This is a genomic window from Lysobacter sp. GCM10012299, from assembly GCF_042649405.1.
Lineage (GTDB): Bacteria > Pseudomonadota > Gammaproteobacteria > Xanthomonadales > Xanthomonadaceae > Lysobacter_J.
The window spans coordinates 57,621-75,083 of the sequence record NZ_JBHRZC010000004.1 but is presented as its reverse complement, the minus strand read 5'-3'; the positions used below and the strand labels follow the sequence as shown (position 1 = coordinate 75,083).

General features: G+C 66.8%; 13 protein-coding genes. 10 read left to right on the top strand and 3 right to left on the bottom strand.

Translation table 11 applies throughout. The annotated features are described in order from the left end of the window. Window positions 1-39: 39 nt before the first annotated feature. The 3 genes from ACFOPO_RS11500 to ACFOPO_RS11490 form a co-directional block, all read right to left on the bottom strand. Window positions 40-1,731, bottom strand: coding sequence for a pseudouridine synthase (locus tag ACFOPO_RS11500; RefSeq protein WP_386703371.1), 1,692 nt, complete (start codon window positions 1,729-1,731; stop codon window positions 40-42). Continuing rightward, window positions 1,724-2,650, bottom strand: a complete 927-nt coding sequence (scpB, locus tag ACFOPO_RS11495) for an SMC-Scp complex subunit ScpB (protein WP_386703370.1) — start codon at window positions 2,648-2,650, stop codon at window positions 1,724-1,726. The genes ACFOPO_RS11500 and scpB overlap by 8 nt, the downstream gene beginning before the upstream one ends. Window positions 2,651-2,789: 139 nt before the next feature. Then, a complete protein-coding gene (locus ACFOPO_RS11490) occupies window positions 2,790-3,710 on the bottom strand; it encodes a segregation and condensation protein A (RefSeq protein ID WP_386703369.1) in 921 nt (306 codons plus the stop codon). Window positions 3,711-4,073: 363 nt separating this feature from the next. On the opposite strand from ACFOPO_RS11490, the gene ACFOPO_RS11485 reads away from it, so the two are divergent. From ACFOPO_RS11485 to ACFOPO_RS11440, 10 genes are all read left to right on the top strand, one after another. Beyond that, a complete protein-coding gene (locus ACFOPO_RS11485) occupies window positions 4,074-4,373 on the top strand; it encodes a YciI family protein (RefSeq protein WP_386703368.1) in 300 nt (99 codons plus the stop codon). After that, window positions 4,370-4,663 (top strand): BolA family protein, encoded by a 294-nt coding sequence (locus ACFOPO_RS11480; RefSeq protein ID WP_386703367.1) that lies wholly within the window; start codon window positions 4,370-4,372, stop codon window positions 4,661-4,663. The genes ACFOPO_RS11485 and ACFOPO_RS11480 overlap by 4 nt, the downstream gene beginning before the upstream one ends. A gap of 170 nt (window positions 4,664-4,833) precedes the next feature. Continuing rightward, window positions 4,834-5,841 carry a LacI family DNA-binding transcriptional regulator gene (locus ACFOPO_RS11475; protein WP_386703366.1) on the top strand — a complete coding sequence of 336 codons (1,008 nt, stop codon included), beginning with the start codon at window positions 4,834-4,836 and terminating at the stop codon, window positions 5,839-5,841. Between the two features lie 55 nt (window positions 5,842-5,896). Then, on the top strand, window positions 5,897-8,923 hold the full coding sequence (locus tag ACFOPO_RS11470) for a TonB-dependent receptor domain-containing protein (protein ID WP_386703365.1): 3,027 nt from the start codon (window positions 5,897-5,899) through the stop codon (window positions 8,921-8,923). Between the two features lie 85 nt (window positions 8,924-9,008). Further along, entirely contained in the window at window positions 9,009-10,667 is a 1,659-nt protein-coding gene (locus tag ACFOPO_RS11465) for a glucoamylase family protein (RefSeq protein WP_386703364.1), read from the top strand. A 7-nt stretch (window positions 10,668-10,674) separates the two neighbouring features. Continuing rightward, window positions 10,675-11,991, top strand: a complete 1,317-nt coding sequence (locus ACFOPO_RS11460) for a sugar ABC transporter substrate-binding protein (RefSeq protein ID WP_386703363.1) — start codon at window positions 10,675-10,677, stop codon at window positions 11,989-11,991. Then, window positions 11,988-12,869: a carbohydrate ABC transporter permease gene (locus ACFOPO_RS11455; RefSeq protein WP_386703362.1), complete on the top strand. Its 882-nt coding sequence runs from the start codon at window positions 11,988-11,990 to the stop codon at window positions 12,867-12,869. The genes ACFOPO_RS11460 and ACFOPO_RS11455 overlap by 4 nt, the downstream gene beginning before the upstream one ends. Continuing rightward, window positions 12,869-13,690, top strand: coding sequence for a carbohydrate ABC transporter permease (locus ACFOPO_RS11450; RefSeq protein ID WP_386703361.1), 822 nt, complete (start codon window positions 12,869-12,871; stop codon window positions 13,688-13,690). The genes ACFOPO_RS11455 and ACFOPO_RS11450 overlap by 1 nt, the downstream gene beginning before the upstream one ends. A gap of 137 nt (window positions 13,691-13,827) precedes the next feature. After that, a complete protein-coding gene (locus tag ACFOPO_RS11445; RefSeq protein WP_386703360.1) occupies window positions 13,828-16,920 on the top strand; it encodes a discoidin domain-containing protein in 3,093 nt (1,030 codons plus the stop codon). A 97-nt stretch (window positions 16,921-17,017) separates the two neighbouring features. Further along, on the top strand, window positions 17,018-17,446 hold the full coding sequence (locus ACFOPO_RS11440; protein WP_386703359.1) for a VOC family protein: 429 nt from the start codon (window positions 17,018-17,020) through the stop codon (window positions 17,444-17,446). Window positions 17,447-17,463: the final 17 nt, after the last annotated feature.

Below are 17,463 nucleotides of genomic sequence, written 5' to 3'. Positions count from 1 at the left end.
CCGAAGCGCCCTTTGTCATTCCGTCATTTCAGTCGGCGATCAGGCGCCGCCGCGCGGACCGCGACCGCCACCGGGGCGACCGCCACCGCGCGGACCGCCCGGACGCGGGCCACCGGCCGGACGACCAGGACCGCCCGGACGTGCACCGCCGCCGGGACGACCACCCGGGCCGCCGTGACCGCCAGGACCGCCGCCACCCGGACGACCGCCGCCACCCGGGCGACCACCTGCCGGACGCGGGGCGCGCGGCTTGTCGCCGTACGGATTGAAGGCGCCCGGATTGGCGTGATCGGACGGGAAGCTCGGCGCGTTGCCCGGATGCCCGTAAGGACGCGAGCTGCGCTGTCCCTGACCCTGACCGCCGCCACCGCCGCCTTCACGACGCGGACCGCGCTCGCCGAAGCCGCCGCGGCCTTCGCCGCCGAAGCCACCGGAACGCTCGCCGCCGTAGCCGCCGCCACCGGGACGACCGCCGCCGCCACCCGGGCGCGGACCCTTGCCGCCCTGCGGACGACCCTGGCCCGGACCCTTGCCGCGACCATCCGGATTGCGGTGGCCGCTCGGGCCGGTGCTGACACCGTCCGGCACGTACCAGGTGCGGAACGCCGCCGGATTGCCATCCGGCAACGGCTTGGGACCCTTTTCCTTGCGCTGCTTGAACGGCTTCTGCGACTGGTTGGCGGCGGCTTCGCCGCTGACCGTCAGGCCACCGTGCTTGCGCGGGCCGCCACGGCCACGGCCGCCACGGTCTTCGCGCACGTGGTCGAAGCGACGCAGCTCACGGCCTTCGTCGGCGGTGTTGTGGCCACCGACGTAACCGTTGGAACGGGCGCGACCGGTGAGGTCGATGGTGGCCTTGGTCGCCTTGCGCTGGCCGATCACCGGCTGCAGGGTCAGCGACGACGGTGCACCGTCCTCGAGGCCCAGCTTGTTGCGCAGGGCTTCGACCGCATCCGACTGCAGCTCGCGCGACTGGCCACGCAGCAGCTCGCGCGGCAGCGCGACGTCGCCGTAGCGCACGCGCTTGAGGCGGCTGACCTGGCAACCCTGCGATTCCCACAGGCGGCGCACTTCGCGGTTGCGGCCTTCCTTGACCACGACGCGGAACCAGTCGTGCGAATCGGTGCCGCCGATGCGTTCGATCTCGTCGAACTTGGCCGGGCCGTCTTCGAGCGCGACGCCACGGGCGAGGCGGTCGACGATGTTCTCGGGGACCACGTCCTGGCCTTCCGGCGCGCGCACGCGGCAGACGTACTCGCGTTCGACTTCGAACGACGGGTGCATCAGCGCGTTGGCCAGTTCACCGTCGGTGCTCAGCAGCAGCAGGCCGGTGGTGTTGATGTCGAGGCGGCCGATCGCGATCCAGCGCGCACCCTTGAGGGCGGGCAGGGACTCGAACACGGTCGGGCGACCTTCGGGGTCTTCGCGCGTGGTCACTTCGCCTTCGGGCTTGTTGTACATCAGCACGCGCGAGGGGTCGGTCAGCGCGCTGGCGACGAACTGGCGTCCGTCGAGCTCGACCTTGTCGCCACTCTTGACGCTCATGCCGACCTGCGCGACTTCACCGTTCACCTTGACCAGGCCGTCGGCGATGCGCTGTTCCAGCGCCCGGCGCGAGCCAAGGCCGGCCTGGGCCAGGACCTTGTGCAGGCGCTCTTCCAGCCGCGGCGCTTCGCCCGTGGTGTCGGTGATGCGCTTGAGGGTGAGCTTGCGGCTCTTTTCTTCAGTCATGTTTGTATTGCTCCGACTCGGCCAGTTCGGCCTCGTCTGTGTCTTCCGGAACGGTCGTCGTCTCGACGGCGTGTATGTCTTGCTCGGGATCGTTCACGTCCGCCGCGCGCATTCCCGGCGCGGCATCGGGTGTGCCCTGTGGGGCGTGTTCGTCTGAATCGTCGAAGTCGGCGTCGATGTGCTCGTCGCCGGCCTCCATGTCTTCGCCGTGGCCGGTCTCGGGCAGCGCGTCGTCATCCACGACTTCGGTGCTGACCTCGACGGTTTCGACACCGGCATCGTTGTCGGCATCGAGCTCGGCATCAGGCGCGTTGTCGGCGTCAACGCCTTCGGCGATGCCGCCGGCGGCGATCGGCGGGGCGCTGTCGAACTGCAGCTGCGGCTCCAGCTCGCCGATGTCCTTGAGTTCCGACAGCGGCGGCAGCTCGTCCAGGCGCTTGAGGCCGAAGTAGTCGAGGAAGCCGCGGGTGGTGCCGAACAGTGCCGGCTTGCCGGGCACGTCGCGGTGGCCGACCACGCGGATCCACTCGCGCTCTTCCAGCGCCTTGATGATGTTGCTGTTGACCGCGACGCCGCGGACCTGCTCGATCTCGCCGCGCGTGATCGGCTGGCGGTAGGCGATCAGCGCCAGGGTCTCGAGCGTGGCGCGGGTGTAGCGGGTCTGGCGCTCGGTCCACAGCCGCGCCACCCAGGGGTGGACGTCGGCCTTGACCTGGAAGCGGAAGCCGGAGGCGACCTCGACCAGTTCCACGCCGCGGTTGTCGTCGCCCGCGCGCAGCGCTTCGATCGCCTGCTCGATGCTGTCGGCCGGCGCCGGCTGGTCGTCGGGAAACAGCGCCTGCAGCTGGGCCAGCGTCAACGGCTGGTTGGAGGCCAGCAGGGCGGCTTCGACAATGCGGATGACTAGCTGTTGATCCATGGATGGGTTCGTTGTGCCTGGCAGTGTTGTGTGTTCGTCATCCCGGCGAAAGCCGGGATCCACCCTGAACTGCAGCGAATATCAAAATGGGTCCCGGATTTCGCCGGGATGACGCGGTAACGACGTGATGTCACGAGACTCAGTCGTCATTCGCAGCCGGTTCGTCGAACTCGCTGCTCAGCTCGATCTCTTCCCCTTCCTTCAGCAGCGCCAGCGACTTGACGTAGATCGGTGCGAACGGCGCGTCCTGCACGATCTCGACCAGTTGCTCCTTGGCCAGCGTCAGCAGGCCCAGGAAGGTCACCACCACGCCGAGCTTTCCTTCCTCGGCGGTGAACAGCGACTCGAAGCGGTAGAAGCTGCCGTCCTTGAGTCGTTCCAGCAGTTCGCCCATGCGCTGGCGGACGCTCAGTGCATCGCGCTTGATCGCGTGCTGGGTGAACAGCTCGGCGCGCTTGAACACATCGTGCAGCGCCAGCAGCATTTCCTTCAGGTCGACCGGTGGCGGCAGGCGGATCGAGGCGCGGTCGGGCACGAAGGCCTGTACCGGTGCCGTGTCGCGGTCCTGCCGGGGCAGGGTGTCGATGTCTTCGGCGGCCTTCTTGAAGCGTTCGTATTCCTGCAGCCTGCGCACCAGCTCGGCGCGCGGGTCGTCTTCCTCGCCTTCCTCGGTGGCCGAGCGCGGCAGCAGCATGCGCGACTTGATCTCGGCCAGCATCGCGGCCATGACCAGGTAGTCGGCGGCCAGCTCGAAGCGCATCTCGTGCATGGCCTGGATGTAGGCGACGTACTGGCGGGTGATGTCCGCCACGGGTATGTCGAGGATGTCCAGGTTCTGCCGGCGGATCAGGTAGAGCAGCAGGTCGAGCGGCCCTTCGAACGCGTCCAGGATGATTTCCAGGGCGTCCGGCGGGATGTACAGGTCCTGCGGTATCTGCAGCACCGGCTGGCCATGCACCACCGCCAGCGGCATTTCCTGCTGCTGCGGGTGCGTGGGAGCCTGGGACTGGGCGACCACGATCTGCGGGTCGCTCGCGTCGGCTGCGCGTTCTTCGGTCATTCGGAACCGGCCCCTCCGGGCCGTGGGCACTGCTATAGCTTCGGTGCTGGAGGCCTGATGAGGCCACCATATGGGTGCAACGGACTGCTTAAGTCGGTGCTGAGCCCGAACGGCTACGACCTGTACACCAAGCGGGGGCGTGGCGGCGAAAGTCGATCCGGGTTACGGGCGCAGGCCGTGGGGGGCAGCGGCGCACCACCTGGGTGCGTGCATGGCGACGGTGTGGGGAGCCAGTCGCGACGGCCGCTGCATCCGGCCTTGGGCTGTGGAAGCTAGGTTACGGCCTCGTTCTGGCCCTGTCCAGCGGCGCTTGCGCGGGCAATGGCTACAATTCATCCAGACCCGACAGGATGCACAGAACGCATGTGGTACGTGATCGAAGGATATGACGGCAACGAAGTACTGGCCCAGCGCCTGCAGGCCCGGCCCGAGCACCTGGCCCGCCTGACCGCGCTGCGCGACCAGGGCCGCCTGCTGCTGGCGGGGCCGTGCCCGGCCATCGACGCCGAGGACCCGGGCCCGGCCGGCTTCAGTGGCAGCGTCGTCATCGCCGAGTTCGAATCGCTGGTCGCCGCACGCGCCTGGGCCGATGCCGACCCCTATGTGGCGGCCGGGGTCTACCAGCGCGTCGACGTCCGGCCCTTCCGCAAGGTCTTGCCGTGACCGTTGGGCCGCTGCCCCGCGAGCAACGGGTGGGGGCGATCCGGGCCGCCCTCGAGGCGGCCTTGTTGCCGCAGTCGCTGGAGGTCCAGGACGACAGCCACCGCCATGCCGGCCACGCCGGCGCTGCCGACGGCCGCGGTCACTTCAGCGTGGATATCGTCAGCGAGGCCTTTGCGGGGCTCAGTCCTATCGCCCGGCACCGTGCGGTGTATGCGGCAGTCGGTTCCCTGATGGACACCGACATCCATGCCCTGGCGATCCGCGCCAGGACGCCCGGCGAGGCGGACTGAGGGGCTGGCGCCCGTGCCTGCGCATGCCGCGCCGCAGCATATTCATCAGCCCTGAGAGGCTTGTGGCGCGGTGTTCTGAGAGCTTGTCTCAAGTCGCGTAACAATCGCTTTACACTTGCGCTTGTAAACGATTACAGTCGGCCCGCATCAAGCCGCGGAGCCGACCTGCCTTGGCCAGCGTAACCATCAAAGATGTCGCGCGAGTGGCCCAGGTGTCGGTGGCCACCGTCTCCCGGGCGCTCAACGGCCACGGCAACGTTGCCGAAGAGGTCCGCAACCGGGTGCTGGCGGCAGCCAACGAGCTGCGCTACACCCCGCACGCCGCCGCCCGCAGCCTTAGCAGCCGCCGCACCCAGACCCTGGGCGTGGTCCTGCCGGACCTGCACGGCGAGTTTTTCTCCGAGCTCATGCGCGGCATCGACCAGGTGGCGAGGGCGTCGCGCCTGCACCTGCTGGTGTCGAGCTACCACGGCAATCCGGAAGAGCAGGGCGCGGCGTTGCGCGCGATGCGCGGCCGGGTCGATGGCCTGCTGGTGATGTCGCCTTATGCGGCAGCGCCGACGATCCTCAGCGAACACCTGGAACCGTCGCTGCCAGCGGTGCTGATCAACAGCCAGGCCGGCCTCGATGGTGCGGCGGTGATCGGCGTGGACAACCACGGCGGCGCGGTCGCGATGGTCCGGCACCTGGTCGAGGGCGGCCATCGCCGCATCGCCTTCATCGCCGGGCCGGAAGACAACTTCGATGCGCACGAGCGCCTGCGTGGTTACCGCGATGCGCTGGCGGAACTGGTGCCCGGTGCCAGTCCCTGGGTGGTGCAGGGTGGCTTCGACGAAGCGTCCGGCCATCGCGCCGGTCGCGAACTGCTGGCCGCATCACCGCGGCCCGATGCCGTCTTTGCCGCCAATGACATGATGGCGCTGGGCTGCCTGTTCGCGTTCGCCCAGTCCGGCGCGCGCGTTCCGCAGGACATCGCCCTGTCCGGGTTCGACGACATTCCACTGGCGCGTTTCGTTCACCCGAGCCTGACGACCATCCGGGTCAACATCGCCGAGCTCGGCGCGCGCGCCGCGCGCCAGCTGCTGGCACGTATCGCCGGAGAAACCATTCCGGATTCGAACGCCGTCGTGCTGCCGACCGAGTTGATCGTGCGCGAGTCCAGCCGAGTCAGTGCCTGAGCGCCGTCGCGCGGCGCTACCCCCACAGCAATGCTTTTTGGACGAGGGAAAGCATATGAAGCTCAATGACAACCAGCGTCGCACGCCCATGCCGCGGCTGCTTGCATGCGCCCTGGCCAGTTGCCTGGCAATGTCGTCGCCGGCGGTATTGGCGCAGAGCACCGCTGCGACCGTTCGCGGCCAGATCACCGTCGACGCGGCACCTGCCGGCCAGGCCGAGGTGACCGCCACCAACACCGCCACCGGCCTGACCCGCAAGGTCCAGGCCAGCAATGGCAGCTACAGCATCGGCGGCCTGCCACCGGGCACCTACCGCATCGACGCGGTCGCCGACGGGCAGACGACGACGCGCACGATCGTGGTCCAGGTCGGACAGGTCGCCACGCTCAACCTCGCCGCCGGCGGCGTCGCCGAGACGGCACCGGGCGGCCCGGCGACCACGGTCGACACGGTCACCGTCACCGCCGCGACGATGGTCGAAACCAAGACGCCGGAAGTCGCCACCTACGTCTCGCAGCTGCAGATCGAGACGCTGCCGCAGGCCTCGCGCAACTTCCTGGCCTTTGCCGACATCGTGCCGGGCATGATCTTCGACCGCCGTGGCAACGGCACGACGCAGCTGCGCAGCGGTGCGCAGAGTTCCAACGGCATCAATGTGTTCATCGACGGCGTCGGCCAGAAGAACTACGTGCTCAAGGGCGGCATCGGTGGCCAGGACCAGAGCAAGGGCAATCCGTTCCCGCAGCTGGCAATCGGCGAGTACAAGGTCATCACCTCCAACTACAAGGCCGAGTACGACCAGATCAGCAGCGCCGCGGTCACCGCGGTGACCAAGTCGGGCACGAATGACTTCCACGGCAATTTCTTCTGGGACAAGGCCAACATCCCCGAATGGCGCGAGCAGACGCCAGCCGAAGAGCGCGCAGGCAACGGCAAGAGCCCATCGGGTGAAACCCAGTACGGTGCGGCCTTCGGCGGGCCGATCATCCGCGACCGCCTGTTCTTCTTCGTCACCTACGAGGCGAAGGAATTCGAGACGCCCGACACGATCGCCGCCGGCTCGCTCGATCCGGGCTTCACGTTGACCCCGGAACTGCAGGCACTGACCGGGCCGACCTCGGAACCGTTCGACGAGGACCTCTGGTTCGGAAAGCTGACCTGGCAGGTCAACGACAACAACCTGGTCGAGCTCAGCGGCAAGGTCCGCAACGAAACCGAGATCACCGACCTGGGTGGCCTCAACACCGACACCTACGGCAAGTCCAACAACAACGACAGCACCCGCATCGACCTGCGTTACCAGTGGAGCAACACCGACTGGCTCAACGACATGCACTTCACGCACGAGGACGAGGAGTTCAATCCGCGCGCGATCGTGCTGGCCCCGGGCTACATCATCCAGAACTCGCAGCGCGGCACCGTGCTCAACGTCGGTGGCGGCCAGGACTTCCAGGACAAGGGCCAGGACGGCTGGGGCTTCCAGGACGACCTGACATACACCGGCCTGGAAGGGCATACGTTCAAGGCCGGCTTCAAGTACAAGTCGGTCGACATCAATGCATTCGAACAACAGCCGATCAACGCGCAGTACTCGATCAACTATCCCGCCAACGTCTTCTTCCTGGGCAACTCCTCGCTGGCGACATTCCAGCCGTACCAGGTGCGCTTTGGCGCGCCGCTGCCGGGCGTCGGCGATCGCAACATCACCTCCAGCAACAAGCAGTACGGCATCTACTTCCAGGACGACTGGGAGATCAACGACAAGCTGATCATCAACCTCGGCCTGCGCTACGACTACGAGAAGACGCCGAGCTACGAGGACTACGTGACCCCGCCGGAACTGGTCACCGCACTGCGCGGCTGGAGCAACATCCACCAGCCCGGCGCCGGCTACGATATCGAGGACTACATCAGCACCGGCAACAACCGCGATGCCTTCAAGGACGCGTGGCAGCCGCGCGTCGGCTTCTCCTATGACCTGTTCGCCGACCAGCGCCACGTCATCTTCGGCGGCGCCGGCCGGGCCTACGACCGCAACCTGTTCGACTACCTGGCGCTGGAGCAGTCCAAGAGCACGTTCCCGTCGTACACGCTGCTGTTCAACACGCCCGGGAATCCCTGCACGGTCGACAACGTCAACTGCTTCGAGTGGGATCCGCGCTTCCTCAACCAGCAGGAGCTGTACGCGCTGGTCGCTGCCGACCCCGACCGGGGTGCGGAAGTGAACCTGATGAACAACGACCTGAAGGTCCCGTATTCCGACCAGTTCAGCCTCGGCATGCGCAATACCCTGAACTTCGTCGGCGTCGACTGGAATACATCGGCGACCCTCGTCCACATCGAGAGCCATGACGGCATCATCTTCACCCTGGGCAACCGCTACGACGACGGCACGTTCTACGGGCCGGGCCGGACCTTCGGTGGTGCGCCGTTCGGCGAACCGATCCCGGGCTTCGGCACGCTGATCAAGGCCGACAACGGCGTCGAGACCAAGCTCAACCAGTTGCTGCTGTGGGCCGAGAAGCCGCTGACCGCTGAATCGCCCTGGGGCATGACGCTCGCCTACACCTATTCCAAGGGCGAGGAGAATCGCGCCAACGCCGCCAACAGCGATGAGCATTACGTCTTCGACTACGAAAACCTGCATGACCATCCGTGGGTGGCTTCGGTCGGCGTGCCGGAGCATCGCTTCGTCGGTACCGGCATCTACCAGACCCATGGATTCACGTTCTCGACCAAGCTGACCTGGAGCAGCGCGATCGCCAAGGACACGCTGGACTGCACCACGCCGACGCCGGATGGCCTGGACAATTGCGCCTTCGGCCGCGTCGATTCGGTGTACTTCTCCGATGCCAACTTCTTCCAGTGGGATCTCGCGGTGCAGAAGGAGTTCGACACGGGGGTGGGCTTGAAGTACATGATCCGCGGCGACATCTTCAACATCACCAACGCGAGGAACTGGTCGGCGTTCCAGAACTTCAAGGGCGTCGACGGCACCATCAACCCGGTCTACGGCGACCACACCGACGAGATCACGTTGCCGACGCGCTCGTTCAAGCTGTCCTTCGGGATTTCCTGGTAATCCCCGGGTGCCGGCCGCAGGGTGTGGCCGGCACCGCGGGATTGGATTCACTTAGCACGTTCATCTCTCGACAAGTGGCAATGTGATGCAGCAAAACTGGAAGCTGGTATTGACGCTGGCCCTGCTGGCTTTTGTCTCAGGGTGCGGAAAGGAGACGCCGACATCCCAGACGTATCCGGTCGCCTCGGCGCCGCCGGTGGAAGTGGAGCCGCTGAAGGCGGCCAAGCTCGAACTGCCGCCGCTGTTCGCCGACATCGAGAAGCGTACGTTCCAGTTCTTCTGGGACACCACCAACGAAAAGAACGGCCTTACGCCGGATCGCTACCCCTCGCGCCCGTTCGCCAGCATCGCCTCGGTGGGCTTCGCCCTGACCGCGTACCCGATCGGTGTCGAGAACGGCTGGATCAACCGCAACCAGGCGGTCGACCGCACGCTGGTGACGCTGAAGTTCTTCCGCGACATGCAGTCCGGTCCGCAGGACACGGGCAAGGGTGCGTACCAGGGCTTCTACTACCACTTCCTCGACATGGACACCGGCCATCGCTACCAGAGCTGGGTCGAGCTCTCCAGCGTCGACACGGCGTTGCTGATGATGGGCGTGCTGTTCGCGCAGAGCTACTACGACCGCGACGATGAGCGCGAGAAGCAGATCCGCGAGATCGCCGACCAGCTGTACCGCAAGGTCGACTGGACCTGGCTGCAGCAGAACAAGCCGCTGATCTCGATGGGCTGGTTCCCGGAAAGCGGCTTCATCAAGCACGACTGGACCGGCTACAACGAAGCGATGATGCTGTACGTGCTGGCGATGGCCTCGCCGACGCACCCGGTCGATGCCGACGCCTGGACGGTTTGGACGCGCACCTACAACGATGTCTGGGGCGTTTACCAGGGCGAGGAGTTCCTTGCCTTCGGGCCGATGTTCGGCCATCAGTACAGCCATGTCTGGATCGATTTCCGCGGCATCCAGGACGACTACATGCGCGAACGCGGCATCGATTACTTCGAGAACAGCCGCCGCGCCGCCTATGCCCAGCGCGCCTACGCCATCGCCAACCCGATGAAGTGGGAGGACTACGGCCACGAGACCTGGGGCCTGACCGCCAGCGACGGACCGCAGCAGACCCTGCAGGAGTACCGTGGCGAGCAGCGCCAGTTCCGCCACTATTCCGCCCGCGGTGCCGGCCTGCGCGATACCTTCGACGACGGCACGCTGGCGCCGACGGCGGTGATCGGCTCGCTGCCGTTCGCGCCGGAGATCGTCATCCCGACCACCGTGGCGCTGCACGAGCGCTACGGCGATTACCTGTACTCCAGCTATGGTTTCCTCGATTCGTTCAACCCCAGCTTCGACTTCGACATCCCGCTCAAGACCGGGCGGCTGGTGCCGGACAAGGGCTGGGTGGCCAGCGACTACATCGGCATCGACCAGGGGCCGATCCTTGCGATGATCGCCAACTACCGCAACGAGTTCGTCTGGAACGTGATGAAGCGCAACGCCTACATTCGCGCAGGGCTGGAGAAGGCCGGCTTCAAGGGCGGCTGGCTGCAGCCGCAGGGCGACACCGTCAGCACCCAGCCGTTGCCGCAGACGAAGAGCGAGAAGGACGCCGCGAACGCGCGGGCGCTGGGCGAGGCCGAATCGCGCGCAGCCCAGGCCAACGATGCGCAGCCGGCGCCGAAGGCCGCTGCCGAGGCGCCGAAGCCGTCCAAGCCGGCCCAGCCAACCAAGCAGCCGCAGCAATGAGCGCGACGTGATCGCCCGCCTGCGCCAGCAAGTGTGGAGCCGCCTGCGAGGGGGCTTTGTGGCCGCCGTGCTGGCCAGCGCCGCGCTGGTGTCGGCGTGCTCGGGCGATGGCGACCGGCGCGAAGTCGTCCGCTTCTGGGCGATGGGCTACGAAGGCGAGGTCGTCGCCCAGCTCATCCCGGAGTTCGAGCGACGCAATCCCGGCATCCGCGTCGAGCTGCAGCAGTTGCCGATCATCTCCGCGCACGAGAAGCTGCTGACCGCGTTCGCGGGCGATGCCTTGCCCGACGTCGGTGCGATCGGCAACACCTGGGTGTCGGAGTTCTCACTGCTCAATGCGCTGGCGCCCCTCGATGCGCGCCTGGCCAGCACGCCGGCACTGCAGACCCAGGACTACTTCCAGGGTGCCTGGGACACCGGCGTCATTGGAACGACCGTGTACGCGGTGCCGTGGTACGTGGAGACCCGCCTGCCGTTCTACCGGCGCGACCTGCTTGCCAAGGCCGGAATCGCCGAGCCGCCGCGCACGTGGGCGGAATGGAAGGTGGCGATGGCCGCGATCAAGCGCGAGGTGGGGCCGAACCGCTACGCCGCGCTGTTTCCGCTCAATGAAGCCGAGCCGCTGTTGAACCTCGGCATCCAGTCGCCGGAACCGCTGCTGCGCGACGACGGCCGCTACGGCAATTTCCGCAGTCCCGGCTTCAAGCGGGCGCTGGGCTTCTATCGCGACGTCTTCGTCAACCGGTGGGCGCCGGTGGCCAGCAACACCCAGATCGCCAATGTCTGGAACGAGTTCGGTCGCGGCTATTTCAGTTTCTACGTCAACGGCCCCTGGAACATCGCCGAATTCCGCAACCGGTTGCCGCCGCAGTTGCAGTCGACCTGGATGACGATGCCGTTGCCCGGCGAGAACGGTCCCGGCGCCTCGGTCGCCGGCGGCGCCAGCTTTGTCGTGTTCCGCAAGTCCACGCACCAGGATGCCGCCTGGAAGCTGGTCAGCTATTTGTCGCAGGCCGACGTGCAGGTGCGCTTCCACGCGCTGACCGGCAACCTGCCGCCGCGGCGCAGCGCCTGGGATGCGCCGTCGCTTAGGGACGATGTCTACGCGCGGGCCTTCCGCGACCAGCTCGAGCGCGCGCGGCCGACACCGAAGGTGCCGGAGTGGGAGCGCATCGCCAACGAGATCAAGCTGGTCGGCGAGCAACTGGCCAACGGCCGCCTCAGTGTCGACGAGGCCGCGGCCGAACTCGACCGCCGTGCCGACAACATCCTCGAGAAGCGACGCTGGATGCTCGACCATCGCACGATAGGAGCGGCGCCATGATGCGCGCGACTACCGCCGGCTGGATCTTCGCCGGGCCGGCGCTGGCGGTGATCGGCCTGTTCTTCGGCTTGCCGGTGCTGGCCGCATTCGCGCTGAGCCTGACCGACTTCGACATCTACTCGCTGTCGGACATCGCCAACCTGCGCTTCGTCGGCCTGGGCAACTACCTGGGCCTGCTGCAGAACCCGCTGTTCTGGAAGGCGCTGGGCAATACCCTGTATTTCGTCGTGGTGGGCGTGCCGCTGTCGATCGCGGTGTCGCTGGCTGCGGCGCTGCTGCTGCATTCGAAGCTCGCTCGCTTCAAGCCACTGTTCCGCACGGCCTACTTCGCCCCGGTGGTGACCACCGTGGTGGCGATGGCGGTGATCTGGCGCTATCTGTTCCACACCGGGTATGGCCTGGTGAACTGGGCGCTGTCGTGGGTCGGCATCGATGCGGTCGACTGGCTCGGCGACCCGAAGTGGGCAATGCCGACGATCATCCTGTTCGCGGTGTGGAAGAACTTCGGCTACAACATGATCATCTTCCTGGCCGGGCTGCAGTCGATTCCCGAAGACCTGTACGAGGCGGCGCGCATCGACGGCGCATCGCCGCTGCGCCAGTTCCGCCATGTCACCCTGCCGTTGCTCGGTCCGGTGCTGCTGCTGGTGTCGATCCTGACCCTGTCGGGCTATTTCCAGCTGTTCGCCGAGCCCTACGTGATGACCCAGGGCGGACCGCTGCAGAGCACCGTCAGCGTGCTGTACCTGATGTATGACGAAGGCTTCAAGTGGTGGAACCTGGGTAATGCGTCGGCGGTGGCCTTCATGCTGTTCGCGCTGATGACGGCGGTGACCAGTGGTTTGTTCTGGTTCGCGCGGCGCAAGGGGGCGGAGTGATGACCCCGCGACTGGCCAAGGCGATCATCAATGGCCTGCTGATCGCGCTGGGCGTTATCGCCGTGGCGCCGCTGCTGTGGATGCTCTCGGTGTCGTTCATGCAACCCGGCGAGGCCAGCCAGTTCCCGCCGCCGCTGGTGCCGGCCAGCGCCACGCTTCACAACTATCACGAGCTGTTCGCGCGCGCCGGCATGGGCCGCTACCTGCTCAACAGTTTCCTCATCGCGATCCTGGCGACGTTGATAGGTGTGCTGCTCAACACCATGGCCGGCTATGCCTTCGCCAAGCTGCGCTTCGCCGGACGCGAGCGGATCTTCCAGGTGCTGCTGGCGGCGCTGGTGATCCCGGCGCAGGTGACGATGATGCCGTTGTTCCTGATGCTCAAGCAGCTGGGGCTGGTCAACAGCTATGCCGGCGCGATCGTGCCGTCGATGGCCACCGTGTTCGGCATCTTCCTGGTGCGCCAGTACGCGCGTTCGATTCCCGACGAGCTGCTAGAGGCCGCGCGCATCGATGGGGCAGGGGAGGTGCGGATCTTCTTCCAGATCGTGCTGCCGGTGCTCAAGCCGATCCTGGTGACGCTGGCGATCTTCGTGTTCCTGGCGTCGTGGAACGACTTCATGTGGCCCCTGATAGTGCTCAGCGACAAGAGCCTGCAGACCTTGCCGGTCGCGCTGGCAACGCTGTCGCGCGAGCACGTGCAGGACAACGAGATGATGATGGCCGGCTCGGTGGTCACCGTGCTGCCGGTGCTGCTGCTGTTCCTGGCATTGCAGCGTTATTACCTGCAGGGGCTGCTGGTAGGGAGCGTGAAGGGGTGAGGCAATCCGATCCCGTCATCCCGGCGAAAGCCGGGACCCACCTTCAGCCCGTCATCCCGGCGAAAGCCGGGACCCACTTTGACCTTGCTCTGACCGTCGCAAAGGCCAGATCAAGATGGATCCCGGCTTTCGCCGGGATGACGGTGTGGTTGATGGTCGTCGCCAGCGCGAAGGGCGCTGAGCTCGATGGCTTCGAATCGGCGAAATCGTGGACGGTGGTCACCTCCGACCAGGTCAGCGGCACGCTGCGCAGCGTGGCCGGCCCGCACGGCAAGGCGCTGTGCCTGGACTACGACTTCAACGGCGTCTCCGGCTACGCCGGCATCACCCGCGAGTTACCGCTGGACTATCCGGACAACTACGCGTTCTCCTTCCAGTTGCGCGGCGACTCGCCCGCCAACGACCTGCAGTTCAAGCTGGTCGACGACAGCGGCGACAACGTCTGGTGGGTGAACCGCCCGCGTTACGCGTTTCCCGCGCAGTGGACGCAGGTGCAGTACAAGCGCCGGCACATCAGCCGGGCCTGGGGACCTGCGCCTGATCCGACCCTGCGGCACAGCCGCAGGATCGAATTCACCGTTTACAACAGCGTCGGCGGCAAGGGCTCGGTCTGCTTCGATGACCTGGCCATGCGGACACTGCCGCCGCAGGACGAATCGCCGTTGCTCGGCCGTGCCAGTACGGGCGTTGGTCAAGCCGTTGATGCAGTAGACGGCAAGCCCGACACCGCGTGGCGGGCGGCGATCGACCCGGCGCGGCCGCCGCGGTTCCGTCTCGACCTGCAGCGCAGGCGCGAGTTCGGTGGCCTGGTCCTGCGCTGGCTGCCGGGGAAGCAGGCGTCGGATTACCGCGTCGAGCTCTCCGACGACGACCACCATTGGCGCCTTGTGCGTGAGGTCAAGGGTGCGGACGGCGGCAGCGATTACCTGGCGTTGCCCGAATCCGAAGCACGCTACCTGCGCCTGACTCCGCTGAAGGCGCCGACAGCGGAGGTCGCGCTGGCGGAGCTCAACGTGCAGCCGCTGGCATTCGCCGCCACGCCCAACGACTTCGTGAGATCGGTCGCCGCACAGGCGCCTCGGGGTACATGGCCGCGCGGTTTCAGCGGCGAGCAGGCGTACTGGACGATCCTGGGCATCGACGGCGGCCTCGAGCAGGGGTTGATCGGCGAGGACGGTGCGATCGAGATCGGCAAGGGCGGCTTCAGCATCGAGCCGCAGGTCACTACCGCGCGAGGCGCCATCGACTGGGCCGGCGTGGAGATCACGCAGTCGCTTCAGGACGGCTACCTGCCCATCCCGACCGTGCAGTGGAAGCATGCCGACTTTCGCCTCGAAGTGACTTCCTTCGCGCAGGGCACGCAGCCGCAGTCACAACTGGTCGGCCGCTATCGCCTGACCAACACAACGAAGGTGGCGCAGGACTACGTGCTGGGTTTGCGGGTTCGGCCGTTGCAGGTCAATCCGCCGACGCAGTTCCTCAACACGGTCGGTGGTGTCAGCGAGATCCACGCGCTGGCGCTCGACAGCGACGTCGTGACCGTGGACAGCCGGCCGCGACTCAGGCTGTCACAACCGGCGACGAGCGTTGCCGCCTCGACATTCGACGCCCAGGACGCGCCTGCAACTCCGGCGTCCAAGGCCAGCGTCGACGACGCCACTGGATTGGCCAGCGGCGTGTTCAATCATGCCGTGCACCTTGCCGCGGGCGAGTCCTTCGAAGTGGACTGGATCGCCCCGCTGACCGGCGAGTTGCCTGCATCGCTTGACCGCAAGGACGCCGAGGCCATGCAACAGGCCGCCGCGGCGCAATGGCGCGACAAGCTCGATCGGGTGCAGCTTCACGTGCCGGCGCAGGGCCAGCATGTCGTCGACACACTGCGCACCGGCCTGGCGCACATGCTGATCAGCCGCATCGGGCCGCGTCTGCAGCCCGGCACGCGTTCGTACTCGCGGGCGTGGATCCGCGACGGCGCCATGATCGGCGAAGGCCTGCTGCGGATGGGCCGGGAGGATGTCGCCGAGCAGTTCCTGCGCTGGTACGCGCCGTACCAGTTCGACAACGGCAAGGTGCCGTGCTGCGTCGATGACCGCGGCAGCGATCCGGTACCGGAGAACGACAGTCATGGCGAACTGGTCTTCACCGTGGCCGAGGTCTTCCGTTACACCCGCGACCGCGAGCTGCTGGCGTCGATGTGGCCGCACGTGCAGGGGGCGGTGCGCTACATGGACCAGCTGCGCCTGAGCGAACGCACCGAGGCCAATCGCAGTCGCAATGCGGCGTTCTACGGGATGATGCCGGCCTCGATCAGCCACGAGGGTTACTCGGCCAAGCCCATGCACTCGTACTGGGACAACTTCTGGACGCTGCGCGGCTACAAGGACGCGGTCGAGATCGCGCAGTGGCTCGGCCATGACGAGGAGGCCGCGCGCTTCGCTGCCTCGCGCGACCAGTTCCGCGATGATCTGTACGCATCGCTGCGTGCGGCCACCGCGCAGCACGGCATCGACTTCCTGCCCGGCGCCGCCGAGCTGGGCGATTTCGATGCGACCTCGACCACCATCGCGCTGGCGCCAGGCGGCGAGCAGGCCAACCTGCCGCAGGACCAGCTGCACAACACCTTCGAGCGCTACTGGCGCGAGTTCGCCGCACGCCGCGACGGAAGCCGCGAATGGAAGGACTACACGCCGTACGAGCTGCGCACGATCGGCAGTTTCGTCCGCCTCGGCTGGCGCGACCGCGCGCACGAGGCATTGGCATTCTTTTTCGCCGACCAGCAGCCCCGTGCATGGAACCAATGGGCCGAGGTGGTTTCGCGGACGCCGCGCAAGCCGTTCTTCCTCGGCGACCTGCCGCACGCGTGGGTGGCTTCGGACTACGTGCGCTCGGCGCTCGACATGTTCGCCTACAGCCGCGACGACGATGCACTGGTGGTTGCCGCGGGCATTCCGGCCGACTGGCTGGCGGGCGAGGGCGTCAGCGTGGCGAACCTGCGTACGCCACAGGGGGCGCTGGGGTATTCGCTGAAGCGCAGCGGTGATCGCGTCGTGTTCAGGCTCGCGCCGGGATTCGCGCCGCCGCCCGGTGGGGTGATCCTGACCTGGCCGTACCGGCAGCCGCCCGGGCGCACGCGCATCGATGGCCGGGCCGCGAGCTGGCGAGACGGAGAGCTGCGGATAGACCGCGCCGGAGCGACGGTCGAGATCCAGATCGCCCGCGACGAACGCTGACCCCGGCATCAACGCCACGTGACGGCGCGACGCGACGTGGTGCGGTATGACGTCGTGCGGAATCCAGGCGCGGTGCAACTACATCCAAGGAGAGCACATGGAAACGACGGAGCTCCATCGCGGTCGACTTATCGACCATATCCAGCTGGTCGTGCGCAACCTCGACGCCAGCCGGAAGTTCTACACGGCCGTGTTCGATGTCCTCAATATCCCTATGGCGGGATCAGGTGAAGACTATTTCTGGGCCGACGAGCTCTTCGTCTCCACCCGCGACAGCGAGGCGGCGCAAGGCGAGCTGACCGGACGCCATCATCTCGCGTTCCAGGCCCAGGACAAGGCGATGGTCGATGCCTTCCACAAGGCGGCCATTGCAAGCGGTGGCAAGGACAACGGCGCTCCCGGCGAACGCTTCTACCATCCGGGTTATTACGGTGCTTTCGTACTGGATCCGGATGGCAACAACATCGAGGCGGTCTACCACGGCGAAGCCAAGCGCAGCGCCCCGTCGGTCAAGGTGACGTTCTGAACCATTGACGCCCGCCG